The following is a 16325-nucleotide window of genomic DNA, read 5'->3' as shown; positions in this document are numbered from 1 at the left end:
GATAAAAATAATCAGAAAAGGCTTGCGCCCGTCAGGCCTTCTGGTAACTGATAGTTTTTGTAAGAATTATTCAACACAAGGTGAGGGAGCCTTAGATGACTGAAAGAAGACATGTTTCAGCACTGGCACTTGTCGTTGCGGCTGGCATTGCGGCACCGTCATTGGCCTATGCGGATGAGGTCGTGAACCTGTATTCATCGCGTCACTATGATACCGATGAACGGCTTTATTCCGATTTTGAGGAAGCAACCGGCATCACCGTTCGCCGGATCGAAGGCAATGCGGACGAACTTTTGACCCGGATGCAGGCCGAAGGGGCAAACAGCCCTGCCGACGTCCTGCTGACGGTCGATACATCGCGCCTGGAACGGGCCAAGGAAATGGGCCTGCTGCAATCGATCGAGTCAGACGTTCTGGAAGCCCGCGTGCCCGCATATCTACAGGATGCCGACAACCAGTGGTTCGGCCTGTCACAGCGCGCGCGGATCATCTTCTATGACCGCAATGATGTTGAAAACCCGCCGCAAACATATGCCGATCTGGCCGATACGCAGTACGAGGGTCAGGTGTGTCACCGGTCCTCGACCAATGTTTATTCACAGACGATTCTGGCCGCGATCATTGAAAACGACGGGGAAGAGGCCGCCCGCGCATGGGCCCAAGGCGTCGTCAACAACTTTGCCCGCGATCCGCAGGGCGGCGATACGGACCAGCTGCGCGGTCTGGTGTCGGGGGAATGCGATATCTCGATCTCGAACACTTATTACTTTGCCCGCGCGATCCGCAAACCTGTGGATGGGGTCAGCGACAGCCTGGATATGATCGGCTGGGTCTTCCCCGATCAGGGCGGCCATGGCGCGCATATGAACCTGTCGGGCGGCGGCGTGGCCGTGAACGCCCCAAACCGGGAAAATGCGATCCGTTTCCTGGAATATCTGGCCAGCGATCAGGCGCAGGAATATTTTTCAGCCGGGAACGACGAATATCCGGCGGTGCCCGGTGTCGCCCTGTCACCCAGCGTGGCGCAGCTTGGGTTCTTCAAGCCCGATGATGTCGACCTGTCGATGGTTGCGAAAAACGTGGGAACGGCACAGACCATCTTCAATGAGGTCGGCTGGGAATAACAGCTTGAACTCTTGAAGACCAAGGGCGCAGGTGCCATACCCACCTGCGCCCTTTTCTATATCTGCGACAATAATTCTGTGTGTCTTTTCAGATAGCTGTTCCGCACAGCGACGGGTTCACGAAGGCGGATTTCCAACGATTTGCACAGTGCGGGGTCGGGTTTGCCGAAGAATTTGTTCGCCTCGACCTCGGTAAAGCCGGCGATCTGAACGGCCTCCATCCAGGCGCTGGTTTTATCGGCTTTCTTGATCTGCTTTTTGATCTTTACGGGCAGAACGGCGGGCAGACCAAAGCGCAAATGGATCGCGGCCGCCAGCCGGTCGTCCAGTGCGCCGTAGCCGGGACCGACGGCGGCCTTGACGGGTGAAATCATGTCGCCGATCACATACTCGGGTGCATCGTGCAGCAATGCGGCCAAGCGCCATTTGACAGGGGCCGAGGGGTTTTCGCGGGCAAAGATGTCTTCGACCAGCAGCGAATGTTCGGCCACGGAATAGGCATAATCGCCAAGGGTTTGCCCGTTCCAGCGCGCCACAAAAGCCAGCCCGTGGGCGATATCTTCGATCTCGATATCCATCGGCGTCGGGTCCAGCAGATCAAGCCGCCGCCCCGAAAGCATCCGCTGCCATGCCCGTGCTGCCATGTTGCCCCCTTATTGCGATGGCGCAGGGCTATCCGTCGTGCGGCGCGCTGTCCAGAGGCGGGCAGATTTTATTGCCTTGGAACAGTTCAAGCCGCCGCCAAGGCATCCATTTTCGCGGCCAGTTTGACGTCCAGGTCGGACAGGCCGCTGACGTCGTGGGTGGTCAGGGTCACGTCTACGGTGCTGTAAACATTGGACCATTCGGGGTGGTGGTTCATTTTTTCGGCCCAGAGCGCGCATTGCGACATAAAGCCAAAGGCACCCACAAAATCCTTGAACTTATAGCTTTTGTGGATCGCGTCACGGTCGGGATCATGGCTCCAACCGGCGTCTGACAACTGATCCAGCGCCGATTTCAGGGCATCGCCTTCCAGTTTCTCACTCATTCCTGTTCCTCTATCTGAACTTTCTTGAAGGGGCCGTAGTCGGTCAGAATTTCGATTTCTTCATCGATCGCCTCACGCTCGGCCTGCAGGTATCGTGCGATGGCGTCGCGAAAACCGTCGTCGGCCATCCAGTGCAGGGAATGGGTGGTCGTGGGCATGTATCCGCGGGCCAGTTTATGGCTGCCCTGGGCACCGGCTTCGACGCGGGCCAGGCCCTGTTGGATCGCAAAGTCGATAGCCTGATAATAGCACAGTTCAAAATGCAGGCAGGGGTGGTGTTCGACGCAGCCCCAATAGCGGCCGTAAAGCGTTTCGCGGCCGATAAAATTCAGCGCGCCCGCCACATAGCGCCCATCGCGTTCGGCCAGCACCAACAGCATATCATCGCGCAGGGTTTCTTGGGCGCAGTCGAAAAACCGGCGGGTCAGATAGGGCGTACCCCATTTGCGCGCGCCGGTGTTCTGATAGAATTCCCAGAAGGCATCCCAGTGGTCGGGCTGAATGTCATCGCCCGTCAGCGCCAGAATGCGCCCACCGAAATCCTGCGCCTGCTGGCGTTCCTTGCGGATATTCTTGCGTTTGCGCGAACTGAGCGAGGCCAGGAAGGCATCAAAATCGGCGTAATCATGGTTCAACCAGTGGAACTGTTGGCTGATGCGGGGCAACAGGCCCATGGCTTCGCCGGCCTGCGCCTCATCCTCAGTGCAAAAGGTGATGTGCAGCGATGACAGGCGGTTGTCGGCGGCCAGTTGCACGGCACCCTGCACCAGCGCGGATTGGCCAAGCGTCTCATATCCCGGCCGGGTCAGAAACCGGCGACCGGTGGCGGGGGTAAAGGGCACGGCGATCTGCAGTTTCGGATAGTACCGCCCGCCCGCCTGGGTATAGGCGCTGGCCCAGTTGTGATCGAAGATATATTCGCCCTGGCTGTGGCTTTTGGCGTACATCGGCGCGACGGCGATCACCTGACCATCCAGATGCGCGGACAGATACTGCGGCTGCCAGCCGGACCCGGCGCCGACCGATCTGCTGTCTTCCAGCGCCTTCAGGAAACGATAGGTGGTGAAGGGATCCGCGGGCCGACCGTCATCTGGGCAGGCACAGGCATCCCAGTCGGTCTGACCGATTTGCGTGATGCTGCCTGTGATGTTGACCTCAATCGCCGCGCCGTCCATGGCTGACCTCCTGCGCTTGTGCTGTTAGGTGGAGCCGCACCGGCAGGCGTCAAGCCAGATAGCCTTCAAAGGTCACGTTATCTGCGATTTTTCGGGCAATCGCCTCTTCCTTGGGCGACCGGATTGTCCAGCACAGCACCGGCACACCGCGCTTTTTCAGCGCCTTGACGGGTTTGTCGTCCAATTCACCCCAGGCGTGCGAGATAAAGCTGGCGCCCACCGCGTCGAACTGATCGATCTTGGCCAGGCTGTCGCGTCGATCCTGCGGCAGGCCGGGCCAGTGGTTGGCGGTATAGGCACAGGTGACAAGCCCGCGCGGGATTTCAGGCGCTAGATCGGCCATCTGCGCAATGGAATGCGGGTTAAAGGCCATGACAGCCACATCGCCCTGATACCCCTGCAACACTGTGGCGACCGCACGTTCCAGCGCGCCGACGCGGGGGCCCATGCGGCCATCCTGATCTTTGATCTCGATCAGCAGGGGCACGCGGCCCGCCACGATCTGCAGGATTTCGGTCAGGGACGGAATGGTTTCATCGCCCCCGACAAGTGGCATCGCCTGCAGATCGGCCAGGGCTTCGTCGCGCACTTCGCCGTGACGTCCGGCCAGACGGTCAAGGGTGTGGTCGTGGAAGACGACGGCGTGACCATCGCAGGTCAGCTGCACGTCGATCTCAATCCCATAGCCCGCATCGACAGCTGCCTGGACAGCCGCGCGAGAGTTTTCGGGACGGCGCAGACAGATATCATGCAGCGCGCGGTGGGCCAGCGGCTGTGTCAGAAAAGACGGGGGCAGGGTCATTTGATCTGGAAAATCCCTTCGATTTCCACCGCGACGCCCAAGGGCAGGGCGGCGGCGGACACGGCGCTGCGCGAATGGCGCCCGGCGTCGCCCAGGGCCTCGACCAGAAAATCCGAGGCCCCGTTGATGACCTGAGGCTGTTCGGTGAAATCCGCCGTGGAATTTACAAAACCGGTCAGTTTCACCACGCGCACCAGACGGTCCAGATCGCCGCCACAGGCCGCCTTGACCTGCGCCAACAGGCTGATTGCACAGGTTTTTGCCGCCGCAGCGCCATCTGCCGTGGTCATCGTGTCGCCCAGTTTCCCGATGATCAGCCCATCGGCCCCGTTTGAGATCTGGCCCGAGATATAGACGATATCGCCCACCTGTACGAAAGGCACATAATTTGCCGCAGGCGCGGGGGCGTCGGGCAGGGTGACGCCCAGGTCGGCCAATTTTGCTTCAAATCCACTCATGTCTTGATTTCCCTGTTGTCTGGCCTGTTAATTTTCGCGGAAGGCCTTGTTGAAATAATCGGTCAAAGGTTTCACCAGATAGGCCAGCGGCGTGCGGTCTTCGGTGCGGATATAGGCCTCAACCGGCATACCGGGGATCAGCGTGGCGCCCGGTGGCAACCGGTCTATTTCGCCTTCGCTTAAGACGATTTCAGCCCGGTAATAAGGGATCTGAGTGGCCTCATTCTGAAAGGCATCGGCCGAAATCTGAATGACCCGTCCGAAAAGTTCGGGTGTCTGGCGGGCGTCCAGCGCGGAAAACCGCAGGGTCACGTCCTGGCCCACGTAGACCTGATCGATATGCACCGGTTCGACCTGCGCGGCGATGACCAGCGGGCGGTCCTGCGGGATCAGAAACAGCACCGGGTCGGCGGGGCGCACGACAGAACGCGGGGCGAAAACCTGCAGCCCATAGACGATGCCCGACACAGGCGCGCGGATGTCCAGCCGCGACAGCTGTTCGCGCAGACTGCGGCGCTGTTCGGCCAGTTCCAACTCGCGGAACTGCAGATCGCGCAGCTGGCTGATCGCCTCTTCCCGGCGGCCGGTGTTCAGTTTCAGGATTTCGATGTCAATTTCGGTGATCCGGCCCTCGGCCTCGGCCTTGTCAGCGGTCAGTTGACCCACCGTGCCGGCCAGCGAGGCTTCCTCGCGTTGCAGGGACAAGACGCGACTGACCTGCGCTAGACCGCGATCAAACAGCGACTGCTGGCTTTCCAGTTCCTGCCGGATCAGTTCAAGTTGGCGGGTTAGAGCGGTTTGCTGGGCCTCGATCCCTTCGATCTGGTTGGCGATCTGGCCACGGCGCTTTTGCAACTGGTTGACCTCGGCATCAAGCGACACAAGGCGGGCGTTGAACAGGCGCACCTGACCGTCCATCAGAGTTTGCGCGTTACCTGACTGTGCCGCTTCGTCAATCAGGATCGGGTCAAAGATGATTTCGTTCAGATTGTCGCGCTCGGCCTCAAACCGGCCGCGGCGGGCCATGACCTCAAACAACTGGCCTTCGACGATCACCAATTCGGATCGCAGCAGCGTCGGGTCAAGCTGGATCAACAGATCGCCGGCCTCGACCAGATCGCCTTCGTCCACGGCAATGGTCTGAACGACGCCGCCATCGGGGTGCTGGACGATCTGGCGGTTCTGGTCGACCTCAATCTGACCGCTGGCGATGATGGCGCCTGCGATATTGGCCAGAACGCTCCAACTGCCGAAGCCGCCGACCAGCACGGCCAAAGCCACACCGCCGACGATCAGCTGGCGGCGGGCGGACCAGGATTGGCTCATGTCACACCCCCGGGCACCTTGCCGCCTTTGATTTTCTGGTGGTTCGTCACCATTTCCTTCAACACTTCATCTTTCGGGCCAAACGCGCGTTTCGCGCCGCCTTCGATCACAAGCAGCAGGTCGCATTCCTGAATAGCCGCGGGCCGGTGCGCCATGATCAGAACAGCGCCGCCTTCTGCCTTTTTCTGCCGGATCGCCAGGTTCAGCGCCTGATTGCCGTCATTATCAAGGTTTGAGTTCGGTTCGTCCAGCACCAGCAGCACCGGGTTGCCGTACATCGCGCGGGCCAGGCCGATGCGCTGGATCTGGCCGCCCGACAGACGCCCGCCCACGGCCGAAACGCGGGTGTCATAGCCGTCGGGCAGTTTCAGGATCATTTCGTGCGCTGCGGCTTTCTTGGCGGCCTCGACCACCTTTTCCGCATCGGGCTGTTGCGCCAGACGGGCTATGTTTTCGGCAATTGTGCCGTCAAACAGCTGCACCCGTTGAGGCAGATAACCGATGTGGCTGCCCAGAACATCCGGATCGTACTGATCGAGTGACGCCGCATCCAGCCTGATTTTACCCCCCGCGGGGCGCCAAACCCCGGTCAGCGCGCGGGCCAGCGTCGATTTCCCGGCGCCCGATGGCCCGATGATGCCGACCGCCTGACCCGGTTCGACCGTAAAGCTGACCATGCGCAATGCGGCCTGTTGTTCGCCTGGGGGCACGACGGTGGCCTGCTGCACCTCAAGCCGGGCTTTGGGGGCGGGCAGGGCGGTGCGGGTTTCGTCGGGCGGCACCTCGGACAGCAGTTCAGACAGATTGTTCCAGCCCTTGACGCCGCGCTGGACGACGGCCCATTGCCCGATGGCCTGTTCGATCGGGGCCAGCGCGCGGCCCATCAGGATCGAGGCCGCAATCATCGCACCGGGGTTCAGACCGTCGGTCAGCACCAGATAGGCGCCCAGCCCCAGCATGGCTGATTGCAAAAACAGCCGGAATGATTTCGTTGTCGAGGTAAAGCCACCGGCCAGATCACTGGATTTGATCGTTTGCTGCAGCGAATTGTCCCGCGCGATCTGCCAGCGGTCAAAGGCTGCGCCGCGCATGCCAAGGCATTGGACCATCTCGGCCTCATTCCGGATCTGTTCCGACAGCATCTCGGCGCGATAAGCGGCAGAATTCGCCTGATGCACGGGCTTGTTCGTCACGATCTGGTTCAAAACCGTCACAATAATCAGGATCACACCGCCAACCACGGCCAGAAGCCCCAGCAACGGGTCAAAGATCGTGATCAGGATCAGGAAAATCGGCGTCCAGGGAATATCGAAAACCGCCGTCAGCGCGGGCGAAATCATCAGCCGCTGTACTGATTCCAGATCGCGCAATCCTGTGGCCGAGGTTCCCTGTCCCTGACCCAAAGACGATTTCTTCATCACCGCCGAAAACACGCGCCGGTCCAGATCGGACTGAAACCGTGCGCCCACCCGCGCCATGACCCGCCCGCGCGTGTAATCCAGCACGCCCATGACACCATAAAGAAAGGCCACCAGAACGGACAACGCGATAAGCGTTTCAATCGACCGGCTGCCCAGCACGCGATCATAGACCGACAGCATGTAAAGCGGCCCGGTCAGCATCAAGAGGTTAGCGAAAAAGCTGAACACGCCCACCGCCCAGTAAAGCGACCGGCTGCGGCTGCGGACCGACCGCAGTTCTTCCAGCCCGCGGGAATGGTTGTCTTTACTCATTACATCCTGTCCAGTTCATGCGCTTTCGCGTCCCGTTTATTGAAAAATGTCGCCGATTTACCACAACGTGATCAACGAAAGGTTTTCACTTTCATCTGAAAACTCTATGTCCCGTATTTGAACGAAGTCATAACAGTCGGACCAAATAATGAATTTTGTTTCCTTTAAGGTTATTCGCAGTGGTATCGCCTGCATTCTGGCTGCGACTATTGCCGGGTGTTCGGTTCCAGATCAACCCACAGAAATCCATGACCCCTATGAAAACACAAATCGGCGGATTCATGACTTTAACCGCAACCTGGACCGCGCGGTTGTCCGCCCGCTGTCGCAGGGCTATGGCGAAGGTGTGCCTAGCCGCGCGCAGCAGGGCATCAGCAACTTCGCAGCCAATGCCGCCTTGCCCGGACAATTCGTGAATGCCGTTCTGCAGGGCGATGTCGAAGGCGCGGGCAAGAATGGGTTTCGCTTCCTGGTGAACACACTGGTCGGTTTTGCCGGTATTCTGGACCCGGCCACTGAATTCGGCATCCCCGAAGAAAGTGCGGATTTCGGTGAAACACTGGCCGTCTGGGGCCTGCCCGAAGGCGCCTATGTCGAATTGCCCGTCCTTGGTTCATCGACCGAACGCGATGCGGTTGGAACTGTTGTGGATCTTTTTACCAACCCGCTGAGTTATGCCCTTGAAGCGCCAGCCAATGCCCTGCCGCCCGCAGCCAACTTGGCATCGGCCTTTGGAACAAGATATCAGTTTTCAGATACGATAGATTCGATATTATATGACAGTGCAGACAGTTACGCCCAGGCGCGCCTTGCCTATCTTCAGGCCCGCAGGTTTGAAGTGGGTGGCGAAAATCCGTCTGAAGGCTTAGTAGACCCGTATGAGGACCCCTATGACACACTTCTTCTTGAGTAATCTGACACGTCGGACCTTTATGACCGGGCTGGCTTCGGGCGCGGCCATGCTGGGCTTATCAGGGCTGGCACAGGCGTTGACGCCCGCGACGGCCAAGGCGCTGGTCAATCAGGTTGTGGATGACATCAATACCACTATCAGTTCGGGCCGGTCTGAAAGTGTCATGTTGCAGGAATTTGAGCGGATATTCGAACGCTATGCCGACGTGCAGACCATTGCCCTGTCCGCCCTTGGCCCGGACCGTAGACGCGCCAGTCAGGCGCAACTGCGTCAGTATGTGGACGCGTTTTCCTATTATCTGTCGCGCAAATACGGGCGCCGCTTCCGCGAATTCATCGGGGGCCGGATCGAGGTGCAAGAGGCCCGCGCCGTGCGCAGCTTTTACGAAGTGCAAACCACCGCGATCCTGCGCGGACAGGCGCCGTTCAGCGTTGTGTTCCTGGTCTCAGACCGGTCTGGTCGCGATCTGTTCTTCAACATCTTTATCGAAGGTGTGAACATGCTGGCCAGCGAACGCACCGAAATCGGCGCCATGCTGGACCGCCGCCGCGGCAACATCGACGCCCTGATCCAGGACCTGCGCCGGACCTAGGGTGCTGGAATGTATAGATGCCCACCCAAGTTAATAAATGAGCATACCAACTCCGAAGCAGTGATTTACTGTGCTTATAATAATGGGTCATGCAGCGAAGCATGACCCAAATGTTTTACCAACAAATCTTCCCAAAGACTTGAAATGCGTTGTTCAGCTAACCCGCCCGGTGGGTACCACCGGGCAGCGCCCGACCGCCCCCCATGGGCGGGCGCTTCACGCCCACCCGCGGACGGGCGCTGCCCTATGCGACTTCGCACAAAACTCAGATGGCGCCTCTTTATCAGACATCTGCGCAGTCCCGGACCTGATCCGGGACCTCTGATTTACCTGTCACGTCCGCCGCCCAGGATATCGTTCAGAACCTCCATCAGAACCCGTTCGACCGGATCATTCGTCCTGCGTTGCGGTTCGCGGGGTTGTTCGGCCACCTGGGGTGGTTCGGGGTTGCTCATCGGCAGGGGATTGGCGGGCAGGCCGGAATGTACCCGCGCCATGGTTTCGCGCCAGATATCGGCGGGCAATCCACCGCCGGTGGTGCCACGCAGCGGCGTGTTGTCGTCATACCCCATCCAGATACCGGCCACATAATCGGCCGTAAATCCGATAAACCAGGCATCGCGCGCGTTTTGCGTTGTGCCGGTCTTGCCTGCCGCCTGCCGTCCGTCCAGACGCGCGCGGCGGCCCGTTCCGGCCTCGACCACCTGATGCATCATATAGATCATGTCGGCCGCTGCCCGTTCTGAAATCACACGTTCCCCGATGCCACCTTCCGAGTTATCCATCAGCGGCTCACTGTCCCCCTGCAGGCGCAGCGTCACCAGCCCATAGGGCGTCACCGACGACCCGCCATTCAGAATACCGGCATAGGCGCCGGTCATTTCGATCAGCGTTGCCTCGGACGTGCCAAGGGCAATCGCGGGGCCCTGGGCCAGACTGCTTTTGATGCCGAAATCACTGGCGACCTGGGCCACGTTTTCACGCCCCACGGCCTCAGACACACGCACGGCGGGTATGTTACGCGAATCCCGGAACGCCTCGGTCAGAGTGATGATGCCCTTGAAATCGTTGGAGTAGTTTCTTGGTTCCCACGGTCCCGATCCCGGCACATAAATCGTCAGGGGCGTGTCCTCAACCCGGTCATAGGGGCCATAGCCCAGTTCGAACGCCGTCGCGTAAAGGAATGTCTTAAAGGCCGACCCGGTCTGGCGCAGGGCCTGTGTGGCACGGTTAAAGCCGCCGGGCACGTTCGTCTTGCGCCCGCCGACCATGGCGCGCACGGCCCCGTCGGACGACATCACGACAATCGCCGCCTGCGCCTTGGAACTGTCGCTGACCTTGGTTTCAAAAATATGCGCCAAGGCCTCTTCCGCGGCCTTTTGCATCCGCTGATCCAGCGTTGTCTGGATGATCACATCTTCGGTCGTGTCGCGGGTGAAATATTCGGGCCCACTTTGCATGACCCAATCGGCGAAATAGCCGCCTGCGCGGGCCTCGGCCGCCTCGGACAATGTCGCGGGGCTGTTGCGCGCGGTGCGGGCGGCGCTGGCGGACAGATAGCCCTGGTCTTCCATCAGGTCGATGACAACACCCGCCCGATTTTGCGACCGCGTTAGGTCGTTTGTGGGCGCAAAGCGCGTGGGGGCAACCAGCAATCCGGCCAGCATCGCCGATTCCGCCGGGTTCACCTCAGCCGCAGATTTGCCGAAATACCGTTGGCTTGCGGCCTCAAACCCACGGGCACCGGCACCCAGAAAAGCGCGGTTCAGATAGATCGTCAGGATTTCGTCCTTGGTATATTTGACCTCCATCGCCATGGCATAGACGGCCTCTTTCGCCTTGCGCGACAGGGTTCCACGCCGACAGTCGGCTTCATATTCGGCTTCAGACATGCCGCTGGTCGGGTCATAGGGCACGCCCAGACACAAAAGCTTGGCGGTCTGCTGGGTCAGGGTCGACCCCCCGTGCCCCTGCCATGGTTTGCGCCCCTCACGCATGTTGATCCTTATCGCGCTGGCAATGCCGCGCGGATCGACGCCAGGGTGCCAGTAAAAGCGCTTGTCTTCCGTTGCGATGATGGCGTTTTTCAGATGCGGTGACACACTGTCGGCGGTGATCATGCCGCCGAACTGATCGCCCCGCCAGGCAAAGACCCGGCCGTCGCGATCCAGCAGGGTCACCGACCCACGTACGCGGCCATCGGTCAACTCCTCTACAGGTGGCAGGGTCGAGGTGAAATAGGCCACAAAACCTGCGATGACCAAGGCCGTCACAGCCGACACCCGCCACTTCGCCGCCCAGATCAAACGCAGCGTGACCGCCGAAATCCGACGCGCCCAGCCCACAATCCCCTTGGGCCGCGCGGTTTTCTTGCGCGCTGTCGTGCGTTTGCGCAGCTTTTTCGCGGTCGTTTTTTTCGGTTTGGTCGAACTGTATCGCTTGTCCGCCACCAAAACGGGGCGTTTTCTGTTGTTTCCGCTCATTTACTCTGCCGCCAGCTTTTTGTCTGTTTTGCGCAGGATACAGGCTTCACCCCCAAATGTAGAGCGTGAATTTTTCTGCACCTGCACTTTTTATTCTGCCCGTTTTTTAAACAACACTGCCTAATTGTTCAAATTTTGAGCAGAAAATGTGCAGATACCGCACCGTCGGCCCCGCCTGCCGCTTGTTTCAGCGCCGCGCTGCCTTCCTTGTCTGCCAGAGGTCTCCGGAAGACTTCGTGAAAATGACTGCCAATGGGAAGGAAGGGGACAACTGTGAAACTGATCATTGCAGCAATCAAGCCGTTCAAGCTGGAAGAGGTCCGCGAAGCGCTGACCGCCATCGGCGTGCGCGGCATGATGGTGACCGAAATTAAGGGCTTTGGATCGCAATCCGGCCATACCGAAATCTACCGCGGGGCGGAATACGCCGTGAATTTTGTGCCGAAGGTCAAGCTAGAGCTGGTCGTCAGCGCATCCATGGTCGACCAGGTGGTCGAGACCATCGCGAAAACGGCCAAGACGGAAAAGATCGGCGACGGCAAGATCTTTGTTCTGGACGTGGAAAGCGCCCTGCGGGTGCGGACCGGCGAAATGAATGACGAAGCGCTGTAACTGCGTGTCTGAAAAGGGAAAATACGAATGAAACTGCTAAAAACACTCCCGCTGGCGGCCGCTGTCATTGTCGCCCCAAGCCTGGGTTTTGCGCAAGAGGCCGGTGCAGCCGCCGCCGAAACCCAGTTTATCTTTACCACCTTGCTGTTCCTGATGGGCGGTTTTCTGGTGTTCTGGATGGCCGCAGGCTTTGCCATGCTGGAAGCCGGTCTGGTCCGGTCGAAAAACGTGACCATGCAGCTGACCAAGAACATCGCGCTGTTTTCCATCGCAGCGATTATGTACTGGCTGATCGGCTATAACATTATGTATCCTGGCGATGGCTGGATCATCCAGGATGTCTTCGGCACCATTAGCCCAAAGGACATCAAGACCGAAATCGATGCAGGTGGGTATTCCAACGCCTCTGACTTCTTCTTCCAGTTGATGTTCTGTGCCACGACGGCCTCGATTGTATCGGGAACCCTCGCCGAGCGGATCAAGCTGTGGCCCTTCCTACTGTTCGTCGTCGTTCTGACAGGCATCATCTATCCGATCGAGGCATCCTGGCAGTGGGGCGGTGGCTGGTTGGCCAACATGGGCTTCTCTGATTTTGCCGGGTCGACGCTGGTGCACGCCGCAGGTGGGTTCGCAGCACTGGCCGGTGCCATCGTACTGGGACCGCGTCTGGGCAAGTATAAGGACGGTCGCGTCAATCCAATGCCTGGTTCGAACCTTGCGCTGGCCACACTGGGGACTTTTATCCTGTGGCTGGGTTGGTTCGGCTTCAATGGCGGATCGCAATTGGCCATGGGCACGTTGTCTGATGCCAACGCTGTCGCCGAGATCTTTGCCAACACCAACATGGCCGCGGCGGCTGGTGCTGTAACAGCGCTGATCCTCACGCAGGTCATGTACGGCAAGGTCGACCTGACCATGGTGCTGAACGGTGCGCTGGCCGGTCTGGTGTCGATCACAGCAGAACCTCTGGCCCCGTCGCTGTTCGACGCACTGTGGATCGGTGCCGTGGGTGGTTTGATCGTTGTGTTCACTGTACCGCTGCTGGACAAGTTGAAAATCGACGACGTCGTTGGCGCGATCCCGGTTCACCTGATTGCAGGTGTCTGGGGCACGCTGATCGTGGCGCTGCACACGCAGGCGACATTGACCGACGCAGATGGCAACCCGGTCCTGGATGCCGAAGGCGCGGAACAAACCGTTGGCTTCTTTGCACAGCTGATCACACAGGCCATCGGTGTGATTTCAATCGGGCTGTTTGTTTTCGTCGTCAGCTTTGTGGTCTGGTACCTGATGAAACTGACCGTGGGCATCCGCGTCAGCGAAGAGGCCGAGATCAACGGTCTGGACACCGCGGAACTGGGCATGGAAGCATACCCTGACTTTACCAAAGGCTGATCCCCTTCCCATCAGCTGACAAAACCCGGGCGTCCGCGCCCGGGTTTTTTTTGTTTGGTGATTAAATGCTGGTTCGTTAATGCGTCGCCCCGTAAATCCCCGACGTAGAGCTACAACCCAGAGGGCAGCGACCGGCCCGAGGGTGGGCGCTGCCCGATGGTTCCCACCGGGCGATAAAGTGGATAAAGTGTAGCAGATTTCTAGAACGATGCTTTGGAATGAAATAATGAACAGGATGCTGCCCGAAAAGATCAACCAAATGCACAGTGACGGTGTTTTTGACGCGCCAGAATGGCCGCATTACTTCAAGCCGAAAGACTGAAAGACGCTTCAAAACGCATCCCGACTTCACGACACTGCCCCCGGCAGGGCCAATGATCATGAGGTCCCGGATCATGTCCGGGACTACGCCAGCGCATGTATCAGTCTGTTACAGCAACCGCTGTTCACATCCCACCAGCGACAACGCCCACAAAGACCAGCCAAACAGCCAGCCCGCAACAAAACCCAAAGTGGCGAAGGATTCCGCGCACACCAGAACCCTTCGCCCACCCCACGTGCTCCCTCAGCACCACACGTGTATGAAATTCAAGGTCCCGGCCATCCTGGCGCGGTGATTGATAACTAGAACATCCAGACAGATATTGCAAGTCGCATTTACGAATAAATCTATATAAATCAATTGCTTAACAGATCGTAAACAAAAACGCCTGCCGCAGTGGACAGGCGTTTTGCTGCAAGAACAAGCGTTTAGCTGTAAACGCTTTCCTTTTTGAAGTGTTTCGTCAGCATATAGTAGATCACCGCGCGGTATTTGTTACGCTCGGATTTACCATAAGTTTCAATAACCTTGTCGATGGCATCCATCAGTTCCGGTCCGTCTTTCAGGCCCAGCTTCTTGATCAGGAAGTTTTCCTTCACCGTCTCAAGTTCAGACTTCTGGCTGCCGGCCACGGTCGAGGCATCGTCGTTATAGATCGACGGGCCACATCCAATCGTTACCTTTGTCAGCAGATCCATATCCGGTGTCATGCCGCATTTGTTTTTCAGATCGTCTGCGTATTTTGCGATCAACTCTTCACGTTTTCCCATGGTCTTCTCCCACCTGTCGGTCATTACGTGGCGGCACGTTATTGGCTAAACCGCACATCGCAAAGGAAAAATTTTATTTGCGCAAAAAATAACCCGTCCAAACCATCTTTGGACGGGCATCGATCTGGCTATCTGCCAGGGATCAATAGCGGTAATGCTCGGGCTTAAACGGCCCTTCGACCGTCACGCCGATATAGTCGGCCTGGTCCTTATCCAGTTCGGTCAGTTTGACGCCGATCCGCTTCAAATGCAGGCGGGCCACCTTTTCATCCAGATGCTTGGGCAGGATATAAACCTTGTTTTCATACTCATTGCCCTTGGTCCAAAGCTCAATCTGGGCCAGCACCTGATTGGTAAAGCTGGCCGACATCACGAAAGACGGGTGCCCGGTGGCATTGCCAAGGTTCAACAGACGCCCTTCGGACAGCAGAATGATCCGATTGCCCGAAGGCATTTCGATCATATCGACCTGTTCCTTGATATTCGTCCATTTGTGGTTTTTCAGCGCGGCGACCTGAATTTCGTTGTCGAAGTGGCCGATATTGCCGACAATCGCCATATCCTTCATCGCGCGCATGTGTTCGATGCGGATCACGTCCTTGTTGCCGGTCGTGGTGATAAAGATATCGGCGCTGTCGATGACATCTTCCAGCAGCACGACCTCAAAACCATCCATCGCGGCCTGCAGGGCGCAGATCGGGTCAACCTCGGTCACCTTCACGCGGGCGCCGGCTCCGGCCAGCGACGCGGCTGATCCCTTGCCCACGTCGCCATAGCCGCAAACAACGGCAACTTTACCGGCCATCATCGTGTCGGTCGCGCGGCGGATGCCATCGACCAGGCTTTCCTTACAGCCATATTTGTTGTCAAATTTCGACTTGGTCACGCTGTCGTTCACGTTGATCGCGGGGAAGGGCAGTTGGCCCTCTTTCACCAGTTGATACAGGCGGTTGACGCCGGTCGTGGTTTCTTCGCTGACGCCCTTGATCTGATCGCGCACTTTGGTGAACCAACCGGGGCTGGCCGCCATCCGTTTCTTGATCTGCGCTTTGATCACTTCTTCCTCTTCCGAGGTCGGCACCGGGATGATCTCTTCCCCCGCTTCGGCGCGTGCACCCAGCAACACGTAAAGCGTGGCATCCCCGCCATCGTCCAGGATCATGTTGGGGCCGTCGTCAAACAGGAAGGATTTGTCCAGATAATCCCAGTGTTCTTCCAGCGTCTGCCCCTTGATCGCGAAAACAGGGATATCACCGGCCGCAATCGCCGCTGCCGCGTGATCCTGCGTGGAAAAGATGTTACACGACGCCCAACGTACATCCGCACCCAGGGCCACCAGCGTTTCGATCAGAACAGCCGTCTGGATTGTCATGTGCAAAGATCCCACGATCCGCGCACCTTTCAAGGGCTTGCTGTCGCCATACTCCTCACGCAGCGCCATCAGGCCCGGCATTTCGGTTTCGGCGATATCCAGTTCCTTGCGGCCGTAGTCAGCCAGCGCGATATCCTTGACGATATAATCTTTCATCGGACCCTCTCATTGAACGCAAAACGCTTTGCGTGTCCCTTATCAGCGCATGCGTTAAGGGA

The 16325-nt window shown here is 58.5% G+C and carries 15 protein-coding genes; 5 read left to right on the top strand and 10 right to left on the bottom strand.

Going from position 1 to position 16325, the window contains the following annotated elements; all coding sequences use genetic code 11:
• The first annotated feature begins 95 nt into the window (after positions 1 to 95).
• A complete protein-coding gene (locus H7848_RS11625; RefSeq protein WP_208351618.1) occupies positions 96 to 1124 on the top strand; it encodes an extracellular solute-binding protein in 1029 nt (342 codons plus the stop codon).
• A 56-nt stretch (positions 1125 to 1180) separates the two neighbouring features.
• Here H7848_RS11625 and H7848_RS11620 read toward each other — a convergent pair whose 3' ends face one another.
• The 7 genes from H7848_RS11620 to H7848_RS11590 all read right to left on the bottom strand — a co-directional run bounded on the left by H7848_RS11620 (position 1181) and on the right by H7848_RS11590 (position 7648).
• The gene (locus tag H7848_RS11620) at positions 1181 to 1768 is read right to left on the bottom strand and encodes an HD domain-containing protein (RefSeq protein WP_208351616.1); all 588 of its coding nucleotides are present in this window, start codon (positions 1766 to 1768) and stop codon (positions 1181 to 1183) included.
• 86 nt (positions 1769 to 1854) lie between these two features.
• Positions 1855 to 2154: a 4a-hydroxytetrahydrobiopterin dehydratase gene (locus H7848_RS11615; RefSeq protein ID WP_208351613.1), complete on the bottom strand. Its 300-nt coding sequence runs from the start codon at positions 2152 to 2154 to the stop codon at positions 1855 to 1857.
• Complete coding sequence (locus tag H7848_RS11610) at positions 2151 to 3329, bottom strand: GNAT family N-acetyltransferase (protein WP_208351611.1); 1179 nt, start codon at positions 3327 to 3329, stop codon at positions 2151 to 2153. The genes H7848_RS11615 and H7848_RS11610 overlap by 4 nt, the downstream gene beginning before the upstream one ends.
• 49 nt (positions 3330 to 3378) lie before the next feature.
• Positions 3379 to 4131 (bottom strand): glycerophosphodiester phosphodiesterase family protein, encoded by a 753-nt coding sequence (locus tag H7848_RS11605; RefSeq protein ID WP_208351609.1) that lies wholly within the window; start codon positions 4129 to 4131, stop codon positions 3379 to 3381.
• Entirely contained in the window at positions 4128 to 4589 is a 462-nt protein-coding gene (locus H7848_RS11600) for a RidA family protein (RefSeq protein WP_208351606.1), read from the bottom strand. The genes H7848_RS11605 and H7848_RS11600 overlap by 4 nt, the downstream gene beginning before the upstream one ends.
• A 27-nt stretch (positions 4590 to 4616) precedes the next feature.
• Positions 4617 to 5915, bottom strand: coding sequence for an HlyD family type I secretion periplasmic adaptor subunit (locus H7848_RS11595; protein ID WP_208351603.1), 1299 nt, complete (start codon positions 5913 to 5915; stop codon positions 4617 to 4619).
• Entirely contained in the window at positions 5912 to 7648 is a 1737-nt protein-coding gene (locus H7848_RS11590; RefSeq protein WP_208351600.1) for a type I secretion system permease/ATPase, read from the bottom strand. The genes H7848_RS11595 and H7848_RS11590 overlap by 4 nt, the downstream gene beginning before the upstream one ends.
• Positions 7649 to 7796: 148 nt before the next feature.
• Between H7848_RS11590 and H7848_RS11585 the strand changes: the two genes are divergently transcribed.
• A complete protein-coding gene (locus H7848_RS11585) occupies positions 7797 to 8561 on the top strand; it encodes an MlaA family lipoprotein (protein WP_208351597.1) in 765 nt (254 codons plus the stop codon).
• Positions 8539 to 9153, top strand: a complete 615-nt coding sequence (locus H7848_RS11580; RefSeq protein WP_208351596.1) for an MlaC/ttg2D family ABC transporter substrate-binding protein — start codon at positions 8539 to 8541, stop codon at positions 9151 to 9153. The genes H7848_RS11585 and H7848_RS11580 overlap by 23 nt, the downstream gene beginning before the upstream one ends.
• Positions 9154 to 9479: 326 nt before the next feature.
• Here H7848_RS11580 and H7848_RS11575 read toward each other — a convergent pair whose 3' ends face one another.
• The gene (locus H7848_RS11575) at positions 9480 to 11636 is read right to left on the bottom strand and encodes a transglycosylase domain-containing protein (protein WP_208351594.1); all 2157 of its coding nucleotides are present in this window, start codon (positions 11634 to 11636) and stop codon (positions 9480 to 9482) included.
• 273 nt (positions 11637 to 11909) lie between these two features.
• Here H7848_RS11575 and H7848_RS11570 point away from each other — a divergent pair, with 273 nt between their 5' ends.
• Both H7848_RS11570 and amt read left to right on the top strand, forming a co-directional pair.
• Positions 11910 to 12248 carry a P-II family nitrogen regulator gene (locus tag H7848_RS11570; protein WP_208351592.1) on the top strand — a complete coding sequence of 113 codons (339 nt, stop codon included), beginning with the start codon at positions 11910 to 11912 and terminating at the stop codon, positions 12246 to 12248.
• A 27-nt stretch (positions 12249 to 12275) separates the two neighbouring features.
• Positions 12276 to 13643, top strand: coding sequence for an ammonium transporter (gene amt, locus H7848_RS11565; protein WP_208351591.1), 1368 nt, complete (start codon positions 12276 to 12278; stop codon positions 13641 to 13643).
• A 750-nt stretch (positions 13644 to 14393) separates the two neighbouring features.
• Here amt and H7848_RS11560 read toward each other — a convergent pair.
• Together H7848_RS11560 and ahcY are read right to left on the bottom strand one after the other, a co-directional pair.
• The gene (locus tag H7848_RS11560) at positions 14394 to 14735 is read right to left on the bottom strand and encodes a DUF2853 family protein (protein WP_208351590.1); all 342 of its coding nucleotides are present in this window, start codon (positions 14733 to 14735) and stop codon (positions 14394 to 14396) included.
• 142 nt (positions 14736 to 14877) lie between these two features.
• Positions 14878 to 16263: an adenosylhomocysteinase gene (gene ahcY / locus H7848_RS11555; protein ID WP_208351589.1), complete on the bottom strand. Its 1386-nt coding sequence runs from the start codon at positions 16261 to 16263 to the stop codon at positions 14878 to 14880.
• Positions 16264 to 16325: the final 62 nt, after the last annotated feature.

The organism is Pseudaestuariivita rosea (assembly GCF_017592335.1).
GTDB lineage: Bacteria > Pseudomonadota > Alphaproteobacteria > Rhodobacterales > Rhodobacteraceae > Parasulfitobacter > Parasulfitobacter rosea.
Note: the sequence above shows the minus strand (reverse complement) of the source record. Positions and strands in the feature narration are given on the sequence as shown.